The organism is Halomonas litopenaei, assembly GCF_017303055.1.
Classification (GTDB): Bacteria; Pseudomonadota; Gammaproteobacteria; order Pseudomonadales; family Halomonadaceae; genus Halomonas; species Halomonas litopenaei_A.
This window is the reverse complement of sequence record NZ_JAEKJT010000004.1, coordinates 470,310-495,659: the sequence shown is the minus strand read 5'-3', so window position 1 is coordinate 495,659 and position 25,350 is coordinate 470,310. Positions and strand designations below refer to the sequence as shown.

The 25,350-nt window shown below is 62.7% G+C and carries 22 protein-coding genes, 1 tRNA gene and 1 pseudogene; 2 read left to right on the top strand and 22 right to left on the bottom strand.

The features are described from left to right. Window positions 1–26 precede the first annotated feature (26 nt). The 14 genes and pseudogenes from der to trmJ form a co-directional block, all read right to left on the bottom strand. Window positions 27–1,430, bottom strand: coding sequence for a ribosome biogenesis GTPase Der (gene der, locus JF545_RS09585; protein WP_206941587.1), 1,404 nt, complete (start codon window positions 1,428–1,430; stop codon window positions 27–29). Continuing rightward, on the bottom strand, window positions 1,427–2,593 hold the full coding sequence (bamB, locus tag JF545_RS09580; RefSeq protein WP_206941585.1) for an outer membrane protein assembly factor BamB: 1,167 nt from the start codon (window positions 2,591–2,593) through the stop codon (window positions 1,427–1,429). Before bamB ends, der begins: the two co-directional genes overlap by 4 nt. Beyond that, window positions 2,590–3,249, bottom strand: coding sequence for a YfgM family protein (locus JF545_RS09575; RefSeq protein ID WP_206941583.1), 660 nt, complete (start codon window positions 3,247–3,249; stop codon window positions 2,590–2,592). The genes bamB and JF545_RS09575 overlap by 4 nt, the downstream gene beginning before the upstream one ends. Before the next feature lie 27 nt (window positions 3,250–3,276). Next, window positions 3,277–4,560 carry a histidine--tRNA ligase gene (gene hisS / locus JF545_RS09570; RefSeq protein ID WP_206941581.1) on the bottom strand — a complete coding sequence of 428 codons (1,284 nt, stop codon included), beginning with the start codon at window positions 4,558–4,560 and terminating at the stop codon, window positions 3,277–3,279. Window positions 4,561–4,641: 81 nt separating this feature from the next. Continuing rightward, window positions 4,642–5,757, bottom strand: a complete 1,116-nt coding sequence (ispG, locus tag JF545_RS09565) for a flavodoxin-dependent (E)-4-hydroxy-3-methylbut-2-enyl-diphosphate synthase (RefSeq protein WP_206941579.1) — start codon at window positions 5,755–5,757, stop codon at window positions 4,642–4,644. A gap of 9 nt (window positions 5,758–5,766) precedes the next feature. Beyond that, on the bottom strand, window positions 5,767–6,813 hold the full coding sequence (locus tag JF545_RS09560) for a RodZ domain-containing protein (RefSeq protein WP_206941577.1): 1,047 nt from the start codon (window positions 6,811–6,813) through the stop codon (window positions 5,767–5,769). Between the two features lie 31 nt (window positions 6,814–6,844). Beyond that, window positions 6,845–7,585, bottom strand: coding sequence for a tetratricopeptide repeat protein (locus tag JF545_RS09555; protein WP_242520760.1), 741 nt, complete (start codon window positions 7,583–7,585; stop codon window positions 6,845–6,847). Window positions 7,586–7,704: 119 nt separating this feature from the next. Then, window positions 7,705–8,832: a 23S rRNA (adenine(2503)-C(2))-methyltransferase RlmN gene (rlmN, locus tag JF545_RS09550; RefSeq protein ID WP_206941575.1), complete on the bottom strand. Its 1,128-nt coding sequence runs from the start codon at window positions 8,830–8,832 to the stop codon at window positions 7,705–7,707. Between the two features lie 97 nt (window positions 8,833–8,929). Then, window positions 8,930–9,355, bottom strand: a complete 426-nt coding sequence (gene ndk, locus JF545_RS09545) for a nucleoside-diphosphate kinase (RefSeq protein ID WP_206941573.1) — start codon at window positions 9,353–9,355, stop codon at window positions 8,930–8,932. A gap of 207 nt (window positions 9,356–9,562) precedes the next feature. Further along, window positions 9,563–9,889, bottom strand: coding sequence for a HesB/IscA family protein (locus JF545_RS09540; RefSeq protein ID WP_206941571.1), 327 nt, complete (start codon window positions 9,887–9,889; stop codon window positions 9,563–9,565). Window positions 9,890–9,975: 86 nt separating this feature from the next. Then, window positions 9,976–11,136, bottom strand: a complete 1,161-nt coding sequence (locus JF545_RS09535; RefSeq protein WP_206941569.1) for an aminotransferase class V-fold PLP-dependent enzyme — start codon at window positions 11,134–11,136, stop codon at window positions 9,976–9,978. 43 nt (window positions 11,137–11,179) lie between these two features. Then, window positions 11,180–11,650 (bottom strand): Fe-S cluster assembly transcription factor, encoded by a 471-nt coding sequence (locus JF545_RS09530; RefSeq protein ID WP_206941566.1) that lies wholly within the window; start codon window positions 11,648–11,650, stop codon window positions 11,180–11,182. Window positions 11,651–11,837: 187 nt separating this feature from the next. After that, window positions 11,838–12,800 (bottom strand): serine O-acetyltransferase, encoded by a 963-nt coding sequence (gene cysE / locus JF545_RS09525; protein WP_206941564.1) that lies wholly within the window; start codon window positions 12,798–12,800, stop codon window positions 11,838–11,840. A gap of 264 nt (window positions 12,801–13,064) precedes the next feature. After that, window positions 13,065–13,793, bottom strand: a pseudogene (gene trmJ / locus JF545_RS09520) (tRNA (cytosine(32)/uridine(32)-2'-O)-methyltransferase TrmJ); the annotation flags it as partial. A 249-nt stretch (window positions 13,794–14,042) separates the two neighbouring features. Here trmJ and JF545_RS09515 point away from each other — a divergent pair. Continuing rightward, window positions 14,043–14,867, top strand: a complete 825-nt coding sequence (locus tag JF545_RS09515) for an inositol monophosphatase family protein (RefSeq protein ID WP_206941561.1) — start codon at window positions 14,043–14,045, stop codon at window positions 14,865–14,867. 186 nt (window positions 14,868–15,053) lie between these two features. Here JF545_RS09515 and JF545_RS09510 read toward each other — a convergent pair whose 3' ends face one another. From JF545_RS09510 to JF545_RS09475, 8 genes are all read right to left on the bottom strand, one after another. Continuing rightward, entirely contained in the window at window positions 15,054–15,899 is an 846-nt protein-coding gene (locus JF545_RS09510) for an ABC transporter substrate-binding protein (protein WP_206941559.1), read from the bottom strand. Window positions 15,900–16,011: 112 nt separating this feature from the next. Next, window positions 16,012–17,061: a CNNM domain-containing protein gene (locus tag JF545_RS09505; RefSeq protein ID WP_206941557.1), complete on the bottom strand. Its 1,050-nt coding sequence runs from the start codon at window positions 17,059–17,061 to the stop codon at window positions 16,012–16,014. Window positions 17,062–17,321: 260 nt separating this feature from the next. Next, entirely contained in the window at window positions 17,322–18,245 is a 924-nt protein-coding gene (gene secF, locus JF545_RS09500) for a protein translocase subunit SecF (RefSeq protein ID WP_206941549.1), read from the bottom strand. A gap of 34 nt (window positions 18,246–18,279) precedes the next feature. After that, complete coding sequence (gene secD / locus JF545_RS09495) at window positions 18,280–20,130, bottom strand: protein translocase subunit SecD (RefSeq protein WP_206941547.1); 1,851 nt, start codon at window positions 20,128–20,130, stop codon at window positions 18,280–18,282. A gap of 191 nt (window positions 20,131–20,321) precedes the next feature. Then, window positions 20,322–20,660, bottom strand: coding sequence for a preprotein translocase subunit YajC (gene yajC / locus JF545_RS09490; RefSeq protein WP_206941545.1), 339 nt, complete (start codon window positions 20,658–20,660; stop codon window positions 20,322–20,324). Window positions 20,661–20,726: 66 nt separating this feature from the next. Further along, a complete protein-coding gene (gene tgt / locus JF545_RS09485) occupies window positions 20,727–21,845 on the bottom strand; it encodes a tRNA guanosine(34) transglycosylase Tgt (RefSeq protein WP_206941812.1) in 1,119 nt (372 codons plus the stop codon). 76 nt (window positions 21,846–21,921) lie between these two features. After that, window positions 21,922–22,971: a tRNA preQ1(34) S-adenosylmethionine ribosyltransferase-isomerase QueA gene (queA, locus tag JF545_RS09480; protein WP_206941543.1), complete on the bottom strand. Its 1,050-nt coding sequence runs from the start codon at window positions 22,969–22,971 to the stop codon at window positions 21,922–21,924. A gap of 114 nt (window positions 22,972–23,085) precedes the next feature. Continuing rightward, window positions 23,086–24,540: an SLC13 family permease gene (locus JF545_RS09475; protein ID WP_206941541.1), complete on the bottom strand. Its 1,455-nt coding sequence runs from the start codon at window positions 24,538–24,540 to the stop codon at window positions 23,086–23,088. Between the two features lie 538 nt (window positions 24,541–25,078). On the opposite strand from JF545_RS09475, the gene JF545_RS09470 reads away from it, so the two are divergent. After that, a tRNA-Leu gene (locus JF545_RS09470) sits at window positions 25,079–25,165 on the top strand. Window positions 25,166–25,350 lie beyond the last annotated feature (185 nt).

Genomic DNA, 25,350 nt, shown 5'->3' with positions numbered 1-25,350 from the left:
GGCGTTGGCGTGCGGCTTGAGCCGGATTACCTGCGGTTCTTGCGCGCTTCCTTGGTACGTCCCAGCTCGCGCTGCTTGGCCTTGACCTTATCCGAGGCGTCGGCCATGCGGTCGTACGGGTTCTTGCCCGAGCGGAACTCGAAACGCATGGGGGTGCCCCGGACCTTGAGCACCTTGCGGAAGGTGTTGGTCAGGTAGCGCTTGTAGGCGTCGGGCAACTTGTCGGTCTGGTTGCCGTGCACCACGATGATGGGCGGATTGCTGCCACCCTGGTGGGCCATCCGCAGCTTGATGCGGCGGCCGTGGATCATCGGCGGTTGGTGCTGCTCCACCGCGTCCTGCAGCAGGGTCGTCAAGCGGTTGGTTGACCAGTGGCTATTGGCCGAAGCGAAGGCGCGCTCCAACGAAGGATAGAGGTCACCCACCGCGGTGCCATGCAACGCCGAAATGAAATGCAGCTCTGCATAATCGGCAAAGCCCAGGCGACGCTTGATTTCGGCGCGCATCTTGTCCTTGGCTTCACTTTCCAGGCCATCCCACTTGTTGACCGCCAGCACCAGGGCGCGACCCGAGGTCAGCACATAGTCGAGAAGGTGCAGGTCCTGCTCCACCAGGCCGCTACGGGCATCCAGCACCATGATCGCGACGTGACATTCCTTTATCGCGTCGAGGGTCTTGATGATCGAGAACTTCTCGGCGATTTCGGTCACGTTCTTGCGCCGGCGTACACCGGCTGTGTCGACCAGCACGTAGGGCTTGCCCCGGCGCTCGAAGGGGATCTCGATCGCGTCTCGGGTGGTGCCCGCTTCATCGAAGACGACGACACGATCCTCGCCGAGCAGGCGATTGACCAGCGTCGACTTGCCGACGTTGGGACGACCGATGACGCCGATACGAATGCCCTTGCTGCCGGTGTCGGCGGGAATGTCCATGTCGCGCTCAGGGAACGGCGACAGCACCTCGTCGATCAGGGCCGTGACATTGCGACCATGGGCAGCCGCGATCGGGCGTGGATCGCCCAGACCGAGCTGCCAGAAGTCGGCCATGGCCGAATGCTCTTCCAGGCCGTCGGTCTTGTTGACCACCAGCCAGGTCTTCTTCTGGTTGACCCGCAGGTGGTTGGCAATGGCCTCGTCAGCGACGTTGAGGCCGGCCCGTGCGTCCACCAGGAACAGTACGATGTCGGCTTCGTCGATGGCTTGCAGCGACTGCTCGGCCATCGCGGCATCGATACCTTCCTCGTCACCGCTGATACCACCGGTGTCGATGACGGTGTAGGCCTTGTTGCCGAGCATGCCGTTGCCGTACTTGCGATCCCGGGTCAGTCCAGGGAAGTCGGCGACCAGCGCATCACGCGAGCGGGTGAGGCGATTGAACAGGGTCGACTTGCCCACGTTGGGGCGGCCGACTAGAGCGATAACGGGGGTCATGGGCGGATGTCCAGAGCCTCCAGGCTTCCGTCATTGGCCAGGGCGTAGACGCGCTTGCCATCGGTGAGCGGGCGCACGCTGACGCCGGAGCCGTCGATGTGGGTGCGGCCAACCATGCGGCCACTGCTGGCGTCGATAAAGTGCACATAGCCCTCGGCATCACCGAGCACGATGCGGCCATCGGCGAAGGCCGGGGCAGTGACAGAGCGACCGTAGAGGTCTTCCTGGCGCCACAGCTCATTGCCGTTGTTGGCGTCGAAGGCCACCAGGCGGCTGGCTTCATCGACGACGTACAGGGTGTCGCCCACCAGCACCGGGGTGTGGTAACTGGACAGTGGCGTTGACCACAGGGTCTCACCGCTCTGGGCGTTGAGCGCTACCACGCGGCCGTTGAAGCTGGTGACATACAGTCGACCGTCCGGCGTCAGCACCGGTTGACCGGCCAGGTCTACCAGGCGGTCGATGTCGTTCATGCCGGTCGCGACGGCGATGGTCCGTTCTGAGATCTGCTGGCCGGAGCGATTGTCGATGATCGACAGGCGGCCATTGGCGAAGCCAGCAAAGGTGACCTGGTCAATGGCGGTCGGAGTGCCGGTACTGCGCAGGGTCAAGGACGGCATATTGGCGGTGAAGACCCACTGACGGTCACCTGACAGGCGGTCCAGAGCCGTCACCGTGCCATCCACCGCCTGGACGATCAGCAGTTGCGACGTCGGTTGCGGTGCTGCCAGCACTTCGCTGGGGACCTTGGTGCGCCACTTGACGCGTCCATTGTCCTGGTCGAGTGCCACCACTTCACCATTGCGGGTAGCCAGGAAGACGTCGCCGTCTACAGCGGTGATGCCGCTGGAAATCGGAGATTCCAGCTCCACTTCCCAGCGGGTGTCGCCATTGGCGGTGTTGAACGCCTCGACCAGGCCTTCCTCATCGGCGGCGAACAGCGTCGACCCGGACAGCGCGGGCTCGATGGGATAGGTCGCCTCGCCCAGGCCGGCGCCAACGCCTTCGCTCCAGCGCGTGTCCACCTGGGTCGATTCAGCGAAGTCCTTGAGTTCCTTCGGCGGATATTGTGGCTCGGATTTGCTCGCGCAACCCGCCAGCAAAGCGGCCATGGTCACGGCGGTGGCGATGGCGATCCGGGTCTTGTTGGTGCGCTGCTTCATAGTGTGGCCTCCTGGTCGCCAAGGTCATCGAGCTTGAGCGAAATGCCGTAGAGCGGTTGGCCGTTCTCGTCGGCCAGGGTCTGGGCGCTTTGCCAGGCCTTGGCGGCCTGGTCGCGTTGACCTGTCGCGTGGTAGATGTCGCCGCGGATGTTGTCGCGCTGTGCTGCAAGCGCAGCAGGAATATCGCCATCCAGCGTAGCCAGCGCCGTGTCGTGCTGGCCCTCGGCACTCTGCAGGCGAGCCAGGCGCAGACGCGCGATACCGACCAGATAACCGTCGTCACTGCTTTCGATCAGCGACTCGAGCGCTTCCCTGGCCGCTTCCAGATCGCCGCCGTCGACCTCCAGGCGCGCCTCCATCAGCAGTGCAAGCTCGCTGTAGAGCGTGTCACCGTGGTCTTCCCGCAGCGATGCGACCAGCGACTCGGCCTGGGTCAGAGCGTTGTCGCTCAGCTCATCACGGCTGGCCAGGTCCAGCAGCTGCTGATAGCTGCTGGAAGCGGCCACGGACTGGCCTTCCTGATAGTCCTGCCAGGCATTCCAGCCGAACACGCCGGCGGCAGCCAGCACGGCGCCCGCGATCAGCGAGGTGCCGTTTTCTTTCCACCAGCGCTTGATCGCCTCAAGCTGCTCTTCTTCCGTTCTCAGCTCCGCCACGGGCGGTCTCCTTCTGAAATGGGGCTATCAATCGGACAGCAGGCGCTCTAGCGTCGTCTCGAGCGAGGCCTGCTCGACCAGCTGCTGCTCGCGGTCGTCGCGCAGGAACTTGATGGCCACCTGGCCCGTGTCACGTTCGTTTTCGCCGATCAGCAGGGCCAATCTGGCGCCGCTGCGATCCGCTTTCTTGATCCGGCTCTTGAAGCTGCCGCCGCCACAATGCAGCTGCACGCCAAGCTCCGGCAGCTGGTCGCGCAGTGTTTCAGCGAGCGCCATGGCATCGCCATCGGTGGCGCTGTCCATGCCGAGGACGTAGACGTCCAGCGGCGCGCGGGCCTCTTCAGGGACAATATTCAGCGTCTCCAGCAACAGGATCAGGCGCTCGATTCCCATGGCGAAGCCGACCGCCGGGGTCGGCTTGCCACCAAGCTGCTCGACCAGGCCATCATAGCGGCCTCCAGCGCACACGGTGCCCTGGCTGCCCAGTGCATCGGTCGTCCACTCGAACACGGTGCGACAGTAGTAGTCGAGCCCACGCACCAGGCGCGGGTTGATCACGTAGTCGATACCTGCGGCATCAAGACGCGCGGTGAGCGCGTTGAAGTGATCGCGAGATTCCTGGTCGAGATGATCCATCAGCTGCGGCGCACCGCTGAGCATCGCGGCCATGGCCGGATTCTTCGAATCGAGAATCCGCAGCGGGTTGCTGGTCAGGCGGCGGACAGAGTCCTCGTCCAGCACCTCTCGGTGAGCCTCGAAGTAGGCCACAAGCGTGTCACGATAGGCGGCGCGGGCTTCATTGGAACCAAGCGAGTTGAGCTCCAGGGTGACGTGCTCGAACAGTCCGAGCTGCTTCCACAGCCGCGCCGACAGCAGGATGACTTCTGCGTCGATATCAGGACCTTCCAGCCCATAGGTCTCGACGCCGACCTGATGGAACTGGCGATAGCGGCCCTTCTGAGGGCGCTCGTGGCGAAACATCGGGCCGGTGTACCAGAGGCGCTGCGTCTGGTTGTAGAGCAGACCGTGCTCCATGGCCGCGCGAACGGCACTGGCGGTGCCCTCTGGACGCAAGGTCAGGCTGTCCCCATTGCGATCGTCGAAGGTGTACATCTCCTTCTCGACGATGTCGGTGACCTCGCCGATGGAGCGGGCAAACAGCGCGGTCTGCTCGACGATCGGGGTACGAATCTCGTTGTAGCCGTAGCGCTTCATCAGCGCCTGTACCTGGGCCTCGAAGTACTGCCACACGGGCGATGCATCCGGCAGCAGGTCGTTCATGCCACGGATGGCCTGGATCTTCTTGCTCAAAACTTGCTCCTTGGTCTCGCCGCTCTTGCTTCTCGTAGGCTGACTGTGACGTTTAGCCGGCGCCTGTTCGCCGGGACGGAGTCACAGCTGGCGAGCGATGACGTTCTGTTCGGTAGCTTCCTTCTCGGCGACCTTCTGGCGAATCAGCGCCTCGAGATCGTCGACCAGGTGGTCGTTGCGCAGCTTGCTGGCAGGCTTGCCATCGATGTAGACCAGGTTGGCGGGGGAGCCGCCAGTCAGGCCCAGGTCGACTTCCTTGGCTTCGCCGGGGCCATTGACCACACACCCGATGACCGCAACATCCAGCGGTGTCATGACGTCTTCAAGGCGTTCCTCGAGGGCGTTCATGGTACTGATGACGTCGAAGTTCTGCCGCGAGCAGCTGGGACAGGCGATGAAGTTGATGCCCTTGGCGCGCAGGCGCAGGCTCTTCAGCATGTCGAAGCCGACCTTGATTTCCTCGACCGGGTCGGCGGCCAGGGAGACCCTGATCGTATCGCCGATGCCGTCCATCAGGAGCATGCCAAGGCCGATCGACGACTTGACGGTGCCAGACCTCAAACCGCCCGCTTCGGTGATGCCCAGGTGCAGCGGCTGCTCGATGCGAGCGGCCAGATCGCGATAGGCCGCCACCGCCATGAACACGTCTGAAGCCTTCACGCTGACCTTGAAGTCAGGGAAGTCGAGACGGTCCAGGTGATCAATGTGACGCATCGCCGATTCGACCAGAGCGGCCGGTGTCGGTTCCCCGTACTTCTTCTGCAGATCCTTTTCCAGCGAGCCGGCGTTGACGCCGATGCGAATCGGGATGCCGTTGTCACGAGCTGCCGATACCACCGCCTGGACGCGATCCTCGCGGCCGATATTGCCTGGGTTGATACGCAGGCAATCGACCCCAAGCTCAGCCACCCTCAGCGCGATGCGATAGTCGAAGTGGATGTCTGCGACCAGGGGTACCTGGGTGCCTTTCTTGATGCGACCGAAGGCCTCTGCGGCCTCCATGGTCGGCACGGATACGCGCACGATATCGGCACCGGCCTGCTCCAGCGCGCGAATCTGCGCGAGGGTGGCCTCGACGTCCAGCGTATCGGTGTTGGTCATGCTCTGGACCGAGATGGGGGCATCGCCCCCAACCGGCACGGAGCCGACATGAATCTGGCGTGACTTGCGTCTGATGATCGGTGAGTGCGAATGCATGGCGATCAATCACTCTCCCAGGGTAAAGCGGGCGACATTGTTTCTGCCGGCGCGTTGCTGCAGGTCGACGGGTTCGCCGCCCCACGTGAGCTCGACACCGGTGGCGTTGCCGACAGTCATGCGGAAGGGCGGCTCGCCCTCCACGGTGGCTTCGGTGCCCGGTGACTGCAGGCCGACGAAGACACGGGTGTTGGTGCTGTCGAAGATTTCCGTCCAGGACTGCTCGTTGAAGGTCAGCTTGAGGATACGCCGACTGGTCGTTGCCTCGCTGGCGCTCTGCTCGTCGGCAGCGCTGGCACTGTCAGTCTCGGCGTCTTGCTCGGAGGCGTCATCCGCGCTGGCCAGGTCCTGTGCGGCGTCGTCACTGTCGGAGCTTGCTGCGTCGTTGGCGGCAGCTGCCTCGGTGGCGGCCACGGTGCTCGGAGTGGCGTCGGCACTGCTCTCGGCCACTTCGGCGCTGGCTTCTTCCGCCTGCTCGTCGACCAGCCCCATCTCGCTGTCTTCCGAAGGCAGCGGCGGCAGGTTTTCGTCACTACTGGCACTGTCTTCGCTGACCGCAGCGTTGCCGTCGATGGTATCCACCGATACCGGGCCATTGTCGCTGACTTCCGGCGGTTGGCTGCCGCCACGGCTCTGCCACCACATCAGGGTCAGACCGATCAAGCCAGCGATGACGATCAGCGTCATCAGGCGGAACAGCCAGGCCCCAAGGCGCGAAGGGGGCTTGTTGATGTAGACCGGGGTCACCTTGCGTTCGACTTCTTCGTTGCCCATGCGCGTGCTGTACAGCGTCATCACACGGCCTACGTCGACGCCCAGCAGCTGGGCATAGCTGCGCAGATAGCCGCGTCGATAGGTAACGACCGGGACTTCGTCGTAATTGTCGTTCTCCAACCCTTCGATGACGGCGGGTCGGAGGTTCAGGGCTGCCCCGACTTCCTCTCGGGTCAGGCCCTGGCGCTCCCGCTCACGCAACAGCAGGGCGCCGGGTGAGTCATCTCCGGCAGACGGTTGAGACGAGAAAACCTCTGAGTCGGTGTACTGACTGTCGCTCATGGCTGAGCATCCTTCATCGTGAAAACAGTGGTCAAAGCGCGCGTGAAGGCTGGAGGGCTTCGCCCTGGACTGCCGGAGAACGATAGCCCTCGGCGTTCCCCAGGTCCGCGGCAAGCCGTCGGGCGGCGGAGTTCCATCCCGCCAGACTGACGAAGCGATCCAGCTGTGAACGGGCGCGCATAAGGTTGCCCTGTGCGTATTCCAGGTCGGCCAGAATCAGGTGGCTGGCAGCCAGCTGGTCATCGATCTGCTGTGACCGCTGTAGTGCTGCTCTTGCCTCCTCGATCTGGCCGAGATCCCACCGGCAGCGTCCCAGGTTGGCAAACAGCTGGGCCCGGTGAGCGTAGTGTATGTCGTGACTGGCTTGGTCGAGTTGATCGCAAGCCTCACGTGTTTGCCCCCGATCATACAGGAAGGCAGCGTAATTGTTGCGTGCCCGGGTAAAGTTGGGGTCCTTTTCAAGGGCATCTTGGAAAAACTGTGCGGCGAGGTGGGTCTCCCCCTGGCGCTGATGTGCCAGGGCAAGGGCCTGCAGGGTCACCGGATCCGCGGCGTCGAGCTGATAGGCCTTGTCCAGCGCCGCCAGGGCCCGAGGCAGGTTGTCCTGGCGCAGGTAGGCCTCTCCCAGGTCGCGATAGGCGGTGGCGGGAGTGTGTTCGGTATCAGTGACTGGTACGGCACATCCTGACAGGGAGGCGGCGGGTAGCACGATGGCCAGGCTCATGACGACAATGCGCAGGCAGTGGGGCAGGCGGTCTGCATGGCTCGTCATGGCGTTATCGTTCTCCCGCTGCATGGCCCCGCCAGAGGGGTGTCGTCGACACCCTCTGGAGGGCTGGAAAAGGCCCGAATATCAAAGCGCCGTGCCTCAACGAAGTCAAGATGACGGGATCAGTCGGCGTCGATCTGGATCGACTGGATATAACGTTCGTGACGGCGTGTACGGTCCTTGACCCGGCCCACCAGCTGACCACAGGCAGCGTCAATGTCATCGCCGCGGGTCGAGCGAATCGGAGCGGTATGGCCCAGTTCATATAACCAGCGCTGGAAACGAACGACCTGATTGCGCGAGGGCTTCTCGTACCCGGAGTGCGGGAACGGATTGAACGGGATCAGGTTGATCTTGCAGGGCAGCTCCTTCAACAGCTCGGCCAGTTCCCGAGCGTGCTCCTGCTGATCGTTGATATCCTTGATGACCGTGTATTCGATGGTCACCTGACGCGTATCGTCGCACTTGGCCAGATAGCGGTGACAGGCATCCAGCAGGGTGCGGATGTTGTACTTGCGGTTAAGCGGTACCAGCTCGTTGCGCAGCTCATCGTTGGCGGCGTGCAGCGAGATGGCCAGGCTGACGTCGAGCTCATCGCCGAGACGATCGAGCATGGGCACCACGCCAGAGGTGGACAGGGTGACCCTGCGCTTCGACAGGCCATAGCCCTGATCGTCGAGCATCAGCTTCATCGCCGGCACGACGTTATCGTAATTCAGTAGCGGTTCGCCCATGCCCATCATCACCACATTGGTGACAGGGCGTTGGCTGCTGTCCTTGCGGGCGCCGTCGCTGTTGGCGGCTACCCAGACCTGACCGATGATCTCGGCGCTGGTCAGATTGCGCTGGAAGCCTTGCTTGCCGGTGGAGCAAAAGCTGCAGTCCAGTGAACAGCCGACCTGGGAAGAGACGCACAGGGTGCGACGCTTGCCGTTGTCAGCAGGAATCAAGACGGTCTCGACATAGCTGCCGTCTTCGACCTCTACCACCCACTTACGCGTTCCGTCATTGGAGGTGCCTTCGTAGACGACCTTGGGTCCGCGTATTTCTGCGGTTTCCTCAAGGCGAGCGCGCAGCGACTTGGACAGGTTGGTCATGTCGGCAAAGTTGCTGACACCTTCGTGGTGGATCCACTTCATTACCTGGGCGGCACGAAACTTCTTCTCACCAATGGAGAGAAAGAAGGCTTCCATGTCCTCTCGGGCCATGCCAAGGAGATTGGTGCGTTCGGGGGAGGCGGTGGTGGTCATGATCGGATCAGCGAGTCGGTGGGCAGAATATGAGGGAGCGGATGCCCGGGGCATCCGCTCGCCGGTGGGGCGTCGATAGTGACAGCCCCCGACGCCCTTAGCGCGGGCAGATCTCGTCAGCGCTGAAGAAGTAGGTCACTTCGCGCTCGGCAGACTCGGCAGAGTCAGAGCCGTGGACGGCGTTGGCGTCGATGGAAGAAGCGAAGTCGGCACGGATGGTGCCAGCGTCTGCTTCCTTCGGGTTGGTGGCACCCATCAGTTCACGGTTCTTCAGGATGGCGTTGTCACCTTCCAGTACTTGAACCACGACCGGGCCAGAGGTCATGAAGGACACCAGGTCGCCGAAGAAGGGGCGTTCCTTGTGCTCGGCGTAGAAGCCTTCCGCCTGTTCCTGGGACAGGTGGATCATCTTGGCGGCAACGACCTTCAGGTCAGCCTTTTCAAAACGCGTGATGATCTCGCCGATGACATTCTTGGCGACGGCGTCGGGCTTGATGATAGACAGAGTGCGCTCTGTAGCCATGAAACTCTCCAGTGGTTGAGCCCAGGACATGGGCATGGTGCCAGGTAGATGGCGTCGCGCCGCCCCGGAGACCGGGGCGGCGCGACGCGGAAAACGAAGCGATGTGGCGCCTTGCGCCGAAGAGCGCCGATTATAGCGTTCTCATGGCGTCTTGAACACAGTGTTCGTCAGCGGGTACGCGAGCCCTTGGAGGGATCGGCCCGGCGGCTAGACAGTAAAGCTTTCGCCGCAGCCACACTGGTCCTTGACGTTCGGATTGTTGAAGCGGAAGAACCGGTTCAAGCCTTCGTTGACGTAGTCGACTTCGCTGCCGTCCAGCATCTCGAGAGCGTCGGGGGCGACGTAGACCCGTGCGTCATGCTCCTCGAACAGGGCGTCCTCGGCCTGGGCTTCGTCGGCGAAGTCCAGCACGTAGCTGTAGCCGGAACAGCCACTTGGCTTGACCGCTACCCGCAGTCCGAGGCCTTGGCCTCGCTCCTCCAGAACGCGCCGGATCTGGTTGGCTGCAGCAGGGGTGATCGTCAGGTGTGCCATCTGTTTACTCCTGGGTCGGGCGCCGCCTGAAGAGGCAGCAGCCTGCGTGGACTTGATGACCATGCCGCGAACTCGCGTGGCGGCGGTCAGGTCATGGCGCGCTGGCGCAGAGCAATCAGCGCAGTGCGCAGTGCCTGGCCAGCGCGGTCTATGTCGTCGTTACTGGTAAAGCGTCCAATGCTCAGGCGCAGGGAAGACAGCGCCAGACGTCTCGGTACGCCGATCCCTTTCAGCACATAGGAGGGCTCGACGCTGGCCGAATTACAGGCGGAGCCCGTGGACAGGGCGATGTCACGCAGCGCCATCAACAGTGACTCGCCATCGACGCCGTCGAAACCGAGATTGAGAATATTGGGGACTGCGGTTTCCAGCTGGGTGTTCAGATGAACCCCATCCAGGTCGTCGATTCCTGCCAACAGTCGATCACGAAGCGTGGTGATACGCGCTTGGTCGCTGTCACCTTGTGCTGCTGCCAGGGCGAAGGCTTCACCCATGCCGGCAATCTGGTGGGTTGCCAGGGTGCCTGAGCGCATGCCTCTTTCGTGACCGCCGCCGTGAATCAGCGCTTCCACCTTGAGATCTGGGCTGCGGCGCACGAAGAGGGCGCCAATCCCCTTGGGGCCGTAGGCCTTGTGGGCAGACAGAGACATCATGTCCACGGCACTGGCGGTCACGTCCAGATCGATGCGCCCGACGGCCTGGGCGGCATCGACGTGCAGCATGGCGCCGTGTGCGTGGGCCACCTCGGCGAGCGCCGCAACGTCATTGATGCTGCCCAGCTCGTTGTTGACCGCCATCAGTGACACCAGCACGGTATCGGGACGCATGGCATCGGCCAGTTGTTCCGGGGTGATGCGGCCATCGGGGGTTGGCGTCAGCCAGGTCACGTCGAAGCCTTCACGCTCCGCCGCCTTGGCGGTGTCGATGACCGCCTTGTGCTCGATGATCGAGGTCACCAGGTGGCGGCCCTTGTCGCGATTGGCCCGCAGGTAGCCGGTAATGGCCAGGTTGTCGGCCTCGGTGGCGCCGCTGGTCCAGACGATCTCGCGAGGGTCTGCCTTGATCAGGTCAGCGACCTGGCGGCGGGCGTTCTCCACGGCCTGCTCGGCCAGCCAGCCGGGCATGTGGCTGCGCGACGCGGGGTTGGCGTAGGTGCCTTCGAGCGTCAGGTGCCGGCTCATGACCTCGGCGACACGGGGGTCGACGGGGGTGGTGGCGGCGTAATCAAGGTAGACGGGAGCAGTCATGGGCAATGTCATCGTTGGCGAGCGTCGAGGGCGACAGTCTAGTTTAGGGGGCTGACGTCACAATGCTGTCGCTGTGCTGGCGGCGGCGTTGGCGACCGGCGATTTCTGCCACTTCCTGGCGTTGGGCCAGTTCCCCGAGCGTCACGCCGTCGAGAAACGTCTGGATCTGCTCGGACAGTTCGAACCACAGGTGATGGGTCAGGCACGTATCGCCCTTCTGGCAATCCGACAGGCCGCCACAGCGAGTGGTGTCCACGGACTCCTTGACGGCGTCGATCACTCGGGCCACCGTAATCGCCTCAGCTGGCGCTGCCAGCAGGTAACCGCCCCCCGGGCCACGCACACTCTCCACCAGCCCGGCGCGCCGCAGTCGCGCGAAGAGCTGCTCAAGGTAGGACAGTGATATTTGTTGACGCTGGGCGATGTCGGCGAGGCAAATGGGGCCTCGTTCGGCATTGACGGCCATGTCGAGCATGGCGGTGACGGCGTAGCGTCCCTTGGTGGTCAGGCGCATGGGGTGGACCCTCGATGCCAAGTGGTGCCGGCAATCTTGACGTTATGGCGCCACCACTGAGGGTGACGCCACTGGCAATCCGTCATTATGAGAAAGACCGACCATCACGGTCAACTATTTGGCGCGTGCTGCGCTTGCGTGTCCGGGCCAGTGTGCCAACGCTCGAACGTTTGGCTGTTGCGGTACATCAACCTTCCTGCCGGTGGCGGGAGCTCTCACGGTGAGCGCTGGCGTCATCGCGGGCGGTCGTCGACAGCTGACTGCCAGCAGAGTGTTCATCGGAGTCTGGGCTGCCGGAATCGTCTGCAGCGGTATCGCGCGGGGGAGTGGCATTGTGGCGGCTGCCGACCACCGGCTCGCAGGCCTTGTCGACGTCCTCCAGAATCCCGGCGAAGTCCTCGTCCTTGATGCCAGGCATCTGCCCAGCACGATAGCTGTGGTCGAGGCGACGTAGCGTCTGGCACATGTTGCCGATACGCTCATCCACCGCGTGCATGTGGTCGAGCATGGCTTGCATCGACTTGGCCACGGGGTCCGGCATGTCCTGGCTCATGCCGTAGGCATCAAAGCCAAACTTCTGGCACATCGCCTCGCGCCGAGCGGGGTCGACCTCCAGTGCAGGGTCGCTGTCCGGGTCGGCACGCTGAACGATCTTGCCGGGGATACCGACCACCGTGGCCCCTGCGGGGACGGCCTTGGTCACGACCGCGTTGGAGCCCACCTTGGCACCGGCCCCGACGGTGAAGGGTCCGAGAATCTTGGCCCCCGCCCCGACGATGACGCCATCCTCCAGCGTCGGGTGGCGCTTACCCTTGTTCCAGCTGGTGCCACCCAGGGTGACCCCCTGATACAGCGTGACATCATCGCCCACCACCGTGGTTTCGCCGATCACCACGCCCATGCCATGGTCGATGAAAAAGCGACGACCGATGGTGGCACCGGGATGAATCTCGATGCCTGTGAACCAGCGTCCTAGCGTCGACAGCGTACGCGCGATCCACTTCAGGTTGCGCTTCCATAGTGCGTGGGAGATACGGTGGAGCAGCAGCGCATGAAGTCCAGGGTAGTTGGTCAGGACCTCAAGAAAGTTGCGCGCCGCCGGATCCCTGGCAAATACGCTGTTGATATCTTCGCGTAGGCGTTGAAACATGCGGCGGTCCTTGGTCGGCTAAGAAGGTCATAGTGGGGACAGACGTGACGCCATTCAAGCCCAGGCAACGCAGCTGGGTGCCTGGCTGTGGCAGAGGCGTACCCGGGGTTAACGGGAGGGCGTCTGGTGATCCTCTGGTCCGGCCTCTTGGGTGTCCTGGTCAGTGCTGGCGTCCGCTACCATATCTGCATGACGTGCAGCCGTTTCAGTCGTCGCTCTGTCTGCCTCACTCATCGTCATTCTACCGCCTAGCGCCGGCGCTCCTGCGGCTTTCTCGGTGGCACTAAGAATGCCCCGCAGGATATTGAGCTCCATACGCTCTGGGCGCGAACGCAGGGTGACGCGACGCAGTCGAGCCATCAGCTGTCTTGGCTTGGCTGGATCGTGGAAGCCGATGGCAATCAGGGTGCGCTCGAGGTGCGCGAAGTAGTGCTCCAGCTCGTCGTGGGTGGCGAGGGGCTGAAGGTCCTCGTCGGGCTGTGCGGGGGTAGCGTCCTGGGCCAGCCAGCTGAGCCGGCACTCGTAGGCCAGTACCTGAACGGCCGCCGCAAGGTTGAGCGAGCTGAAATCGGGATTGGTCGGGATATGCACGTGGGCATGGCAACGCTGTAGCTCAGCATTGGATAGGCCGCTGTCCTCACGGCCGAACACCAGTGCCACGCGGGCGTCGCCGCTGGCGAGCTCTGTCGGCAGGCGCTCGCCAAGCTCCCGAGGCGTGATCATCGGCCAGGGCAAGGTGCGTGAACGAGCGCTGGCGCCAACCACCAGGCTGCAATCTGCCACCGCCTGTTCGATGGTATCGACCACCTGGGCCTGTTGGATCAGACGGTCAGCGCCGGATGCCCGAGACACACTGTCGGCGGTGATGACCTCGCAGCGAGGAGCTACCAAGGCCAGATCGGCCAGCCCCATGTTGTGCATGGCGCGGGCGGTAGCGCCAATATTGCCGGGATGGCTGGTGCCGATGAGAACGATGCGAATACGCTCGAGCATGAAAGATCCTGTTGCGACGCGGCGAGTGGGTTCGAGAGTGGGCGGGTGCGGTGTACTGGTCGAGCAAGCCATCGAGGGTGCACGTTGACGCTGCCGACGTGCCGCTGGAGACCAGCCGGTCGACCAGTTTAGCATGCTAGACACGGCAAAGTCCGTGGCATTCATGCGTGCCTTCTGCTAGGATTCGCGCCGAGTCCGTTCCCTTCGTCGACTCCGTTCTTTAACACCACCGACTCCCAAGGCCTGATCATGCATCCGATGGTCCAGTACGCCCTGCGCGCTGCCCGCAGCGCCGGCGAACAGTTTTTGCGCATTCGCGAACGTATCGAGAATGCCCACGAAGAGCACAACCTCGATCGCTTGCTCGAGGACACGGCACGCAACGCCGAATCCCTGATCACTCGTCAGCTGACCCGCGGCTACCCGCAGCACGGCGTGGTGGGTCGCTACACTCCGCATCGCGCGGGTGAGGGCGAAGGCGCTGATGTACTGTGGCGCATCGAGCCTTTCCACGGGTATTCCAACCTGAGCGTCGCTTCTCCCGAGTTTGCGCTGTCCGTGGTCTGCCTGATCAAGGGCCGAGCGGAGCATGCGGTGGTGATCTGTCCGTTCAGCGATGATGAGTACCTGGCAAGCCGTGGGCGTGGCGCCCAGCTGAACGGCAAGCGCCTGCGTGTCTCCAAGATCAAGGGAGCCGGTGGTGCACGTCTGTCCCTGAGTCTTCCGGACACCTACCTGCGGTCGCGTTTCCTGCCGACCTACCTGACTCTGGTACAGCAGCTTGGCCCGCAGGCTGAGCAGCTTCAGTCCAGCGCCTGTGGCCTTCTGGACATGGCCCGGCTGGCGGCTGGTCGCGCAGACGCAGCCTTTGTGCTTGGCGTTGAAGAGCAGGATCTCGATATCGGCTCGCTGTTGCTCAAGGAGTCTGGTGCGCTGATCGGAACCCCTGACGGTAAGCCTTCGGTAGCGGTGGAAGGCGCACTGATGGCCGCCAATCCTCGCCTGTTCAAGGCGCTGATCAAGCAGCTGGCCCCCCATGTGCAGACGGCGCCGAGCTTGGAAGATCAAGACTGAGTCGTCTGGACGGCAGTAAGAGTCAGCGCCAACGGCGTTTGACGTCTCTGCCTCAGGGCCTGTAACGCAATGCCCCCGCAGCCATGCTGCGGGGGCATTGTCGTTATAGGGCGGGTTGCCGATATGTCAGTGACGTGAAGCCGATAAGGCGAAGATCACCGGGGGTGACGAACCCGCCGCGGAGGATCAGCGCGCCAGGGCAGTCATCACTTCCTCGACTTGCAGGCGAGTGCTGGCCAGGCCTTGGCCGGCGAGGTACCACAGTCGCGGTGAGCCCACTGCCAGAGGCGTGTCAGCGCCGATGTCCTGCTGCAGCGTGGCGAGGTCGAGGCCCGCTTCCCCAATGGCGGCGCTGCGATCCACGATCCATACCAGGTCGGCGCCAGTGGCCTGTATCTGGGCCGGTGTCATGGGCAGAAAGGTGCGCTCACCGCGAGTGACCGGGGTGACATCGTCTGGCAGGCTGGGAGCAGCAAGTCCCATGAGGTCGTGCACGATGGCATTGTTCTGCGCTGAGAAGTGGCCGTCGTTATGGGTCAATACCAGCACGCTGGGGGAGCCGTCGATAGTGGCCAGGCGCTGATCCAGGAAGTGGCGCAGATCCTCCAGCGCCTGGTCGCCCTCATCACGGATATGAAAACGTTCCGCCAGTTGGTCGACGCGAGTTTCCAGCTGGTCCCAGGTGGTGTCGCCGGCATTGGCCGAGCTGTAGACCGGAGCGATTTCCTCAAGGGCATCGCGCTGTGCTTCCAGGCGGCCGCTGATCAGAATCTCGTCCGGCTCAATGGCGCCAAGGGCTGCCATGTCGGCCTCCTTGAGGGTCCCGACGTCGGCATATTCCTCACTGGCAAAGGCAGACAGGTGTTCAGGCAGGGTCGACTGTGCGACACCGGCGATGTGCTCGTCCTGGTCGAGGTTGTCGAGAATATCGAGAGTAGCGTAGTCCAGCGCGGCGACCCGTTCCGGGGCGTCGTGCGCCCAGGCTTGGGCAGTCACGCTGAGCAGGGCGGCGATGGCGAGGGGCTTGTACATGAGATCTCCATTGATAATCATTTTCAATGGAGATGTTATCGCAAATAGTGCCCGAAGTGGGGTGGCATCGATGGCACGGCATGTTGCGCAACGATGAACACCCCTGGTGGCATCAGGAGGGGTTGGGGTCGACCTGCCGGTGTCTCTCAGAGTCCGCCTGACGACGTTGGGTCCAGCGCTGCTTGGCGTACTTGCGCATGTTGGTGACATCATCGGTTTCATCGACGATATCCTGTCCAAGCACTGTCTCCAGCACGTCTTCCATGGTGATCAGTCCCACCCAGGTACCATGGTCATCGTAGACCACCGCCAGGTGCTGACGGTCTTTCAGCATCATCGTGAAGACGGTTTCGACACTGTCATCTGCCTGTACCGAAGGGGCATCCTGCATGATGTCCTTCATGCTGTGGTCTTCGTCTGCGCGGTAGGCGTCAGCCTTGTGCACATAGCCGATGGCCTGTTCGCCGCCATCCATCACCGGGAAGCGAGTGAAGGGAGAGCGCACCAGCTCTTCCTCGAACTCCGCCACGGTAAGCCCTGGACGAACCGTCACGCACACGGTGCGTGGCGTCATGACCTTGCTGACCGCAATTTCGTGCAGGTTAAGGATGTTGGTGATGGTGCGAGTTTCATCCGGATCCAGGGCCTTTTCATCCAGGCCGATGCGGGCCAGCGCCTTGATTTCACCGCGCATATCGGTATCGGCAGCGTTGCCGCCAATGCGTTGGGTTATCTGCTCGGATAGCCAGATGAAGGGCTTCAGCACCAGGATCATGGTGTTGAGGATAGGAGGCAGCCAGGGGGACAGCTGGCGCCAGTAGTTGGCGCCAATCGTCTTCGGAATAATTTCCGAGAGGATCAGGATGGCCAGCGTCATCAGGGCCGAGGCGATACCCAGCCAGGCTTCACCGAAGACCACGGTCACCTGAGCGCCGACGCCGGTAGCGCCGACGGTGTGAGCGATGGTGTTGAGGGTCAGGATGGCAGCCAAGGGGCGGTCAATGTCGCGCTTCAGGGCATTCAGCTTCAGGTGCAGCCGTTCATTGGTTTCCTGCACCCGTGCAATGTAGCTCGGTGTCAGTGACAGCAGTGCTGCCTCCAGCACGGAGCACAGGAAGGACGCACCAATGGAGAGTACGGCAAAGGCGATCAGCAGGAACATGCGGCCTCATCAAGGCGAAAGGGTAGGGGCTAAGCATGAAAGGTGGTCGTCTGCAGGGCAAGCGATACCGCATATTTTCATGTTTCCTGACGTATCGCAGCCCTGTAGGGGAGCTGTTGCGGAAACACCGCAGACATGAAAAAGCCCCGCCGTGAAACACGGCGGGGCCAGCCAGAACTGCGTGAAAGAACTGCGTGAAAGAACTGCGTGAAAGAGCTGCCTGGCACAGTTGCCTGAAAGAGGCTGCCAGGAAGCCACTGTCAGGGCAGCTGCTCTTCCTCGGCGTCTTCTTTCTTCTCGGGGATCAGATCGCGACGCTGGAGCTTCAGCTTGAGCAACAGCGCTGCTGCCACGTAGATCGATGAGAAGGTACCGACACCGATGCCGATCAGCAGGGCAACGGAGAAGTTGTGGATCATGTCGCCGCCCAGCCAGGCCAGAGCAATCAGCACCAGCAGGGTCGTGCCGGACGTGGCCAGGGTGCGCGCCAGGGTCTGGTTGATGGCTTCGTTGAAGATCGCCGGCATGTCGTCGATCCGCGATTTGCGAATGTTTTCGCGAATGCGGTCGTAGACCACGATGGTGTCGTTCAGCGAGTAGCCGATGACGGCCAGCACGGCGGCCAGTACGGTCAGGTCAAATTCCAGCTGGAACAGCGAGAAGGCGCCAATCACGATGATGACATCGTGGACCAGGGCCAGCAGTGCGCCGATCGCGAACTTGTACTGGAAGCGAAAGGCCACATAGAGCATGACCACGCCAAGAGCGACGAGCATGCCAAGGCCGCTCTGGTCACGCAGCTGGTCGCCCACCTGGGCGCCGACAAATTCCGCGCGCACCAGATCCACCTGGGTACCGCCCTGGGCGAGCAGGCCAACGACCTGCTCACCCACATTGGCTTCAAAGGTCTGCTGCAGACGGATCAGCACTTCATTGGCGGCGCCGAAGGTCTGCACCGAGACGTCGTTGAAACCAGCGCCTTCCAGCGCTGCGCGCACGCTGTCCAGGGCCGGGGCGCTGGCATAGCGGACTTCGACCAGGGTGCCGCCGGTAAAGTCGAGGCCCAGGGCAAGGCCCTGAACCACCAGTGATACCAGTGACACCAGGATCAGGATCGCCGACAGGCTGAAGGCGATCTTGCGCTGACCCATGAAGTCGAGTTGGAGGTTGGTGAGGCGATTCATACCCTCTCCCCGTTGTGTGCGAGTGGACATGGGCTTAGATCCATAGCTTCTTCACCGCCTTGCCGCCGTAGATCAGGTTGACCATGGCGCGGGTGACCAGCAGTGCGGTGAACATCGAGGTCAGGATGCCGAGTGACAGGGTCACGGCAAAGCCCTTGACCGGCCCGGTGCCAATGGAGAACAGGATCAGTGCCACCAGCAGCGTCGTGATGTTGGCGTCGACGATGGAGCTGAACGCGCGCTCGTAGCCGGCGTGGATGGCTTGCTGGACCGACAGTCCGTTACGCAGTTCCTCGCGAATACGTTCGAAGATCAGCACGTTGGCATCGACGGCCATACCCAGGGTCAACACGATACCGGCGATACCCGGTAGCGTCAGAGTGGCGCCGAGCATCGACATGGCGGCCACCAGCATGGTCAGGTTGAGCGCCAGGGCGACGTTGGCAATGATGCCGAACACCTTGTAGCGAATCAGCATGAACAGCACGACCAGCAACAGACCGATCTGGACCGACAGCATGCCGCGTTCGATGTTGTCGGCGCCCAGGCTCGGCCCGATGGTGCGTTCTTGGGCGAAGTAGATCGGGGCGGCCAGCGAGCCGGAGCGCAGCAGCAGGGCCAGTTCCCCGGCTTCCGTGGGGCTGTCCAGCCCGGTGATGCGGAAGCTGTTGCCCAGGGCACTCTGGATGGTGGCCAGGCTGATGATACCGCGCTCGGTGTACGGGTCGCGGACAGTGACCCGCTCGCCATCTTCCATCACCGTGCGGTCGCGGGTCTTGTGCTCGATGAACACCACCGCCATGTTGCGCCCGATATTGGTGCGAGTGGCGCGGTTCATCAGTGTGCCGCCGGTGCCGTCCAGGTTGATATTGACCTGGGGGCGACCGTTTTCATCAAAACCACGGCTGGCGCTGGAGACGCTGTCGCCGGTGATGATGACGTCACGCATCAGGTCTGCACTGCGGGCCGGTTCGTTGCGGAAGGGCAGTGCCTCGGTTTCGTTGGAGGGGGTGTCGGTACGTGCCTCCAGACGGAACTCGAGGTTGGCGGTGGCGCCGACGATGCGCTTGGCCGCGGCGGTATCCTGGACGCCAGGCAGCTCAACCACGATGCGATCCGGGCCCTGGCGCTGGACCAGGGGCTCCGCCACGCCCAGCTCATTGACGCGGTTGCGTAGCGTGGTCAGGTTCTGATTGATCGCATAGTCCTGGATTTCATCGACGGCGGCATCGGTCAGGGTCATGGCCAGGGCGGCGCCGCGCTCGCGATCGACATCCTGATACTGCAGGTTGGGGAATTCCTGACGAATGAGGGTCTCGGCAGCATCGCGGTCTTCGGCGTTCATGAAGTCCAGCGAAATGGTGCGACCGTCGATCTCGGTATTGCGATAGCGAATGCGCTCGTCACGCAGGGTTTCGCGCATCGCGCTGGCATTCACTTCCAGCCGCTGGCTGACCGCGGCATCCATGTCGACTTCGAGCAGGAAGTGCACGCCGCCTCGCAGGTCGAGGCCCAGAGTCATCGGGGAGGCTGCCAGCGAGGCGAGCCAATCCGGGGTGGACTCTGCCAGGTTCAGGGCGACCACAAAATCTTCGCCGAGCTCTTGGCTGATCAGGTCGCGGGCGGGAATCTGGTCTTCGGCATCACGCAGGCGAATCAGCAGGCTGTTGGGCTCCTGCTCGACCTGCTTGATCTCGATATCGGCGTCGGCAAGCGCCTGCTCCAGGCTTCGCTGCTGAGACTCGGAAAGGCTCAGGTCGCCGCGATCACTGCTGATCTGTACCGCGGGATCTTCAGGAAACAGATTGGGAAGGGAGTAGACCAGGCCGACGAGAAGCACCACTAGAATCAGCAGGTACTTCCACAAAGGGTAACGATTGAGCATCGGGGCTCTGCCCTCAGGTTGCTGACAAATGAGGGAACATCGCAGGATCAAACAAGATGGGACTGCAAGGTTCCGAGGCGACGGGTGCGGCTGCCTCGCCAACGCGCGACAGCCGACCGATCGGCTCGCCCCGCGTCAGCATGGGGCATCCCCACCGACCGGATGGGATCCGGGGTGGGGAAGAGCACCAATCAGATGGACTTGAGCGTGCCCTTGGGCAGCACGGCGGCCACGGCATTCTTCTGAACGCTGACCTCGGTGCCTTCGCTGATTTCCATGGCCAGGAATTCGCTGTCTTCGCTGACCCGGGTGATGCGGCCCATCAGGCCGCCGCCGATGACGATCTCGTCACCCTTGGAGAGGCCGCCGATCAGCTGCTTGTGCTGCTTTGCCCGCTTGGCCTGGGGGCGCCACAGCAGGAAGTAGAAGATCAGCACGAAGCCGACCAGCATCACAATCTGGGCGATGCCGCCACCGGCAGCGGCGCCGGCATCCTGGGCCTGGGCCGGGGAGATGAAGAAGTCCAACATGTACGACGGTCTCCGTAAGTCGTGGGAAAAGCAGGAGCAAGCGGCCGGCAACTGCCGACCGATGTATCAATTCGGGGCGGGGGGAACCGGCAGGCCACGCCTGGCGTAGAACCCTTCCACGAAGTCAGCCAATGTACCCGCTTCGATAGCACCGCGCAAACCAGCCATGAGGCGCTGATAGTGACGCAGATTATGGATGGTGTTGAGCATCGAACCGAGCATCTCTCCACAACGGTCCAGGTGATGCAGGTAGGCCCGTGAGAAGTTCTGGCAGGTGTAGCAGTCGCAGTCGTCTTCCAGCGGACGAGTGTCATGGCGATGCTTGGCGTTGCGGATCTTCACCGTGCCTTCGCTGGTGAACAGGTGACCATTGCGCGCATTGCGGGTTGGCATCACGCAGTCGAACATGTCGACCCCGCGGCGAACGCCTTCGACAAGGTCTTCGGGCTTGCCGACGCCCATCAGATAGCGCGGCTTGTCTGCCGGCATCCAGTCGGGCAGATAATCGAGGACCTCGATCATCTCTTCCTTGGGCTCACCCACTGACAGGCCGCCGATGGCATAGCCGTCGAAACCAATGTCGTTGAGGCCTTTCAGCGACGCCTCACGCAGGTCCGGGTACATGCCGCCCTGGATGATGCCGAACAGCGCCGACGGTGACTCGCCGTGAGCATCCTTGGAGCGCTGGGCCCAGCGCAGCGACATCTCCATGGAGGCCTTGGCTTCGGCATGGGTGGCCGGGTAGGGCGTGCACTCATCGAAGATCATCACGATGTCAGAGCCTAGCGAGCGCTGCACTGCCATCGACTCTTCCGGTCCCATGAAGACCTTGGCACCGTCTACCGGCGAGCGAAAGTGCACGCCTTGCTCTGTGATCTTGCGCATTTCTCCCAGGGAGAAGACCTGAAAGCCGCCGGAGTCCGTCAGGATCGGCTTGTCCCACTGGGCAAAGTCATGCAGGTCGCCGTGGGCTTCGATGACCTCGGTACCCGGGCGCAGCCACAGGTGAAAGGTATTGCCAAGGATGATCTCGGCGCCGATCTCTTCCACCGAAGAGGGGGTCATGCCTTTGACCGTGCCATACGTGCCTACCGGCATGAAGGCCGGTGTCTCGATGGTGCCACGGGGAAAGGTGATGCGGCCTCGGCGTGCCCGGCCATCGCTGGCCAGGTGGTCGAAGTGCATGAAACATTGCTCTCGCATGGGTCTCTCCGTGCCCCTGTGGGGCGTAACGCGGTTCTGCCGTATCCGTTGTGCTGTATCAGTCTTGTGCTTTCAGTGCCGCGGGTGTCGGCGTCAGCAGCATGGCGTCGCCGTAGCTGAAAAAGGCGTAGCCTTGCTTGACCGCCTCTCGATAGGCCGCCATGACGTTATCGTAGCCAGCGAAGGAAGACACCAGCATCAGCAGGGTCGATTCAGGCAGGTGGAAGTTGGTGATCAGGGCATCGACGCAACGCCATTGATAACCCGGGTAGATGAAGATATCCGTGTCGCCTGACAGCGGCGCGATCTCGCCCGAGGCGCTGGCGGTTTCCAGGCAACGAACGCTGGTGGTACCCACCGCCACCACCTTGTTGCCTCTTGCCTTGGCTGCGCGCACCTTGGCACAGGTCTCGTCACTGACGTCGATCCACTCGCTGTGCATGTGGTGTTCGTGAATATTGTCGACGCGCACCGGCTGGAAGGTGCCGGCACCGACGTGCAAGGTCACGTAGGCCGATTCGATGCCACGGCTTGCGAGACGCTCGAGCAGTGGCTCGTCGAAGTGCAGGCCTGCGGTCGGCGCCGCGACAGCGCCGTCGCGACGTGCGTAGACGGTCTGATAGCGCTCCCGGTCGGACAGCTCATCCTCGCGAGTGATGTAGGGTGGCAGCGGCATGTGTCCATGCTGCTCCAGCAGCGCGATCATCGGCGTATCACCGAGGAAGCGCAGCTCAAACAGAGCGTCGTGGCGTCCCTCTACCACGGCCTTGATGTCACCTTCGAAGATCAATTCCGTGCCCGGCTTCGGCGACTTGCTGGAGCGCAGGTGCACCAGCCCGCGATGGGCATCCAGCGGGCGTTCGAGCAGCATCTCGACCTTGCCGCCGCTGGCCTTGTGGCCGTGCAGCCGCGCGGGGATGACGCGGGTATCGTTGAACACCAGCAGGTCCCCTGGCTCGAGCAACTGCTCAAGGTCGGGGAAGCGACGATGGTCAAGCTGGCCACTGGCGCCATCGACGCAAAGCAGCCGACAGTCGCTGCGGATGTCGGAGGGGTAACGGGCGATCAGCTCCTCGGGGAGCTCGAAGTGAAAGTCAGCGCGCTGCATGGGGATTCACAAGATGGAGGTTCGCAAGTCGTCAGGCAGGAAGATCGAATGCCAAAGGCGCACAAGGATACCGTTTCCTGACCGCCACGTCAGGAAACGGTGATCATCTCTGCGTTACCAGAGCAGCAGGATCAAGCCGTAGGCCATCAGCGTCACCAGTACGGTGCTGATCAGGTTCAGTGCAAAACCGGCGCGAATCATTGACTGAATCTGCATGTGGCCGGTACCGAACACGATGGCATTGGGAGGCGTCGCCACAGGCATCATGAAGGCACAGCTGGCGGCGATGGCGGCCGGCACGGTGATCAGCATGACGGGAATGTCCAGCGACATGGCCAATGCGCCTAGAAGCGGCAGGAACGCCGCTGCGGTGGCGGTATTGGAGGTGACCTCGGTCAGGAAGATGATGACCAGTACGACGCCACCGATGATCGCCAGCGTAGGCAGGGCGCCGAGGATGGCAAGCTGGTTGGCGATCCACTCCGCAAGTCCTGACTTGCTGATGGCACCGGCCAGCGCCAGGCCGCCGCCGAACAGCAGCAGAATGCCCCAGGGGAGCTTCACCGCATCTTCCCATACCATCAGCGTTTCGCCGGGCTGGCGCTTGGACGGGATCAGGAACAGGGCCATGCCGGCGACGATGGCGATGGTGGTGTCCGACAGCCAGTCCGCACCCATGTCATTGAGCAGCGGGCGAACGATCCACAGCGCGGCAGCGGCCAGAAACAGCAGGCCCACCCGGCGCTCGGCCGAGCTCATGGGGCCCATGTCGGCGAGCTGATCACGAATCAGACTGTCGCTGTCTCCCTGGCCGATATTCAGCGCGAAGCCCTTGCGGGACAGCCACCACCAGGCCAGAGCCATCATCACCACACTGATCGGCACGCCGACCAGCATCCACTGTGCAAAGCCCAGATCGATGCCGCGGTCTTCTGCCAGATAGCCGGCCAGCAAGGCGTTGGGCGGCGTTCCGATGAGCGTTGCAACGCCACCGATGCTGGCGGAGTAGGCGATGCCCAGCAGCAGCGCAGTAGCAAAGCGCCGCAGTTCCTTGGGATCGGAATCTTCCATCAGGCTGAGCACCGAGATGCCGATCGGCAGCATCATGATGGCCGTAGCGGTATTGGAGACCCACATGCTGAGAAAGCCGGTGGCGATCATGAAGCCGGCAATCTGGCGGCGTGGCTCGCTGCCGACCACCTTGAGCACATGCAGGGCGATGCGCTTGTGCAGGTTCCAGGTCTGCATTGCGATGCCCAGCAGGAAGCCGCCCAAGAAGAGGTAGATGATCGGATTGGCATAGCTAGCCGCGATATCCTTGATGCCACCAATGCCCAGCGCTGGTGCCAGTACCAGCGGAATCAGTGATGTCACCGGAATGGGGATCGCCTCGGTCGACCACCAGCTGGCCATGAGCAATGCGATGCCGACACAGCCCCAGGCGGCGTGGGACATATCGCCCGGAGGCGGCAGAATCAACGTGAGCAGCAGAAGCAGCGGGCCCAGCACCAGGCCTATACGGCTGGCGACGGACGGATGGGGAACAGCATCGTTGCGGGTATCGGCCATGGCAGATTCCTTTCTCCTCAAATACGCTCGGCAGGACGCGACAGGTGCTTCGCGAAGCGCTGCCTAGGGGGCTGATCAGGGGTACGGATCAGCAGCGCGGTCAAGCGGCGCCGGTTCTGTTGTTGATGGAGACTTACGCATTGTTAACCTGACGCAGGGCGGCGGCAGTCTACCAAGGTCGAAGCCGCCGGGGCGAGCCATCTTTGGCCAAGACGTCGCTGTTGGACAAGCTCAGGGCTGGTCCTCTCAGGGCTTGTCCACTCAGGGCTTGTCCAATAGCAAGGCGGCTTCGTTGCAGCCATTCACGTGGTTGGTCACCCTGGGCGAAGCCGTTGAGCCTGTACGCGTGCACCCACCACCCCTATGCGCGGCCCGGTGGACTTGCTGCCCAGCAGGCGGCACGGGCAAAAAAACAGGCCAGGACGCGCTGCAAGGGACCTGGACCACCCGCAGAGGGCAACAAATGCGCGCTTGAATCGCGCATAGGTAGCTGAAGCAATTGACGTTCGCTGTCACCCACGTATAATCAGCGCCCGTTGCCGGTGTGGCGGAATTGGTAGACGCAGCGGATTCAAAATCCGCCGCTGGAAACAGTGTGTCGGTTCGAGTCCGACCACCGGCACCATTCCTTTCTTGTACGATGCTCGTTGTTTCCTCCCTTCGTTTGACCCCGTGATGATCATTACCTGTCGACTGGGTTAGTCGTCGCTTTCCTTATGCTATGTTGCCCGTTTACGGCGCGCTGCTCATGCGATTGACGCTCTGCGTTGGCCAAGTTGCATTGGTTGTGTTGGCTGGCAAGGGGGGCTG